At 59.6% G+C, this 2,196-nt stretch carries 2 protein-coding genes; both read left to right on the top strand.

The window, feature by feature from the left end; translation table 11 throughout:
- The first annotated feature begins 134 nt into the window (after positions 1-134).
- Positions 135-962 carry a phosphonoacetaldehyde hydrolase gene (gene phnX / locus F8N62_RS31200; RefSeq protein ID WP_150714191.1) on the top strand — a complete coding sequence of 276 codons (828 nt, stop codon included), beginning with the start codon at positions 135-137 and terminating at the stop codon, positions 960-962.
- A gap of 225 nt (positions 963-1,187) precedes the next feature.
- Positions 1,188-2,196 (top strand): FAD-dependent monooxygenase (locus F8N62_RS31195; protein WP_191632479.1); only part of this gene is annotated, 1,009 nt, incomplete at its 3' end.

The following is a 2,196-nucleotide window of genomic DNA, read 5'->3' as shown; positions in this document are numbered from 1 at the left end:
TGGGAGCGAGCTTGCTCGCGATGAGGCCTGCTCAGTCGACATCAATGTTGAATGAAAGACCGGCATCGCGAGCAAGCTCGCTCCCACAAATAAGCGGCTCTCCAACATTCAGTTATTACAGGAATTAAATCACCATGAACTACACCAATCCAACCAGACTCCAGGCCGCTATCCTCGATTGGGCCGGCACCGTGGTCGATTTCGGCTCCTTCGCCCCGACGCAGATTTTTGTCGAAGCCTTCGCCGAGTTCGACGTCCAGGTCTCCATCGAAGAAGCCCGCGGGCCGATGGGCATGGGCAAGTGGGACCACATCCGCACGCTCTGCAACCAGCCACAGATCGCCGAACGCTACCGCGCAGCGTTCGATCGCTTGCCGACGGATGAAGACGTGACCGCGCTCTACGAGCGCTTCATGCCGCTACAGATCGAGAAGATCGCACTGCATTCGGCGCTGATTCCCGGAGCCCTGGATGCCATCGATGCCTTGCGCGACAAGGGCCTGAAAATCGGCTCCTGCTCGGGTTATCCGGCGGTCGTCATGGCAAAAGTGGTCGAGCTGGCGCGGCAAAACGGCTACGTCGCCGACCATGTGGTGGCCACCGATGAAGTGCCCAATGGGCGCCCGTACCCGGCTCAGGCATTGGCCAACGTGATTGCGCTGGGCATCAGCGATGTCGCCGCTTGTGTAAAGGTTGACGACACCTGGCCGGGAATCCTTGAAGGCCGCAGTGCCGGAATGTGGACGGTCGCGCTGACCTGCTCCGGCAACGCACTGGGCTTGACCTACGATCAGTACAAGGCCCTGCCCGCCGACAAACTCGCCGCCGAACGCGCCCGCATCGTCAAGGTTTTCGAAGGCTCTCGTCCGCACTACTTGATCGACACCATCGTCGAGTTGCCGGCGATCATCGAAGACATCAACGCCCGTCTGGCAAGGGGGGAAACACCACAGGGTTGCTGATGCGGTTCGGTGATCGAAACTGACGGCGCGAACGTCACCTTGGTCGAGGCTGAACTCCAGGCGCTGGATAACAGCCTCGACTTGCTCCGTCAAAACCTGTCATTGATCTGAAAGATTAATGACAAATAATTCAATATTGAAACTTGTCTCAGTTTTACATATCTTGACCCTGCCTGACGATGAGACCTGCGCGCCTCACGACTTCAATCACAACAAGGGCTCGAGATGAACAACAACAAGAACCTTTCCGAACTGCCGCCTGCCACCGTCGATGTGCTGATCGTCGGCAACGGTCCGGTCGGTGCGACCATCGCGGCGCTGCTCGGCCGCTATGGGATAGAGACACTGGTGCTGGACAAAAGCCACGAGGTGTTGCTGATGCCCCGCGCCATTGCGCTGGACAACGAGGCGCTGCGCATCCTGCAACTGGCAGGATTATCGGACGACGCATTCGAGAAGATCGCCATCCCTGAGGTGAAGATGCACTCCCCGGTCCTCGGGCAATTCGGTCGGGCCGACACGGCGGGCTGTATCGACGGCCATCCGAAACTGGTGACCTTCTATCAACCCGACCTCGAACACGCGATGCGCAGCCAGGTTTCCCGGTTGAAATCAGTGAACAGCCTGGGGGGCTTCGAGCTCGAGAACCTGCTCGAGGAGGCAGACGGTGTGGTTGCCACCCTGCGCGATCAGAATGGCCAGATGCATTCCGTCCGCGCCCGTTATCTGGTAGGTGCGGACGGCGCAAGCTCCAGGGTCAGGGCACTGATTGGCGAGGAATTCGAAGGACAGACCTACGCGGAAGACTGGCTCATTGTCGATATCAAGAACCGCCATCAAACAGCGATTGATCACATCGAGTTTATCTGTGATCCACAGCGTCCAACGCCGCACATGCCCGCCCCGGGCGGCAGGGAACGTTGGGAGTTCATGCTCCAGCCCGGCGAATCGCGCGAGGAACTGGAAAGCCCGGAAAGCATCGCCCGCCTGATCGCTCCCTGGATTGACCCGCAGGAGCTGGAAATCGAGCGCAAAGCGGTTTATCGATTCCACGCGCGTTGCTGCAACACCTTCAGCAAGGGACGCACTTTCCTCGCCGGCGATGCCGCGCACATCACCCCGCCCTTTGTCGGACAAGGTCTTGTCGCAGGGCTCCGAGATGGCGCCAACCTGGCCTGGAAACTGGCCTGGGTCCTTCGCGGTTATGCCGCGCCTTCGGTGCTCGACACTTACG

Source organism: Pseudomonas fluorescens (assembly GCF_902497785.1).
Classification (GTDB): domain Bacteria; phylum Pseudomonadota; class Gammaproteobacteria; order Pseudomonadales; family Pseudomonadaceae; genus Aquipseudomonas; species Aquipseudomonas fluorescens_BO.
This window is presented reverse-complemented; position numbering and strand designations above follow the sequence as displayed.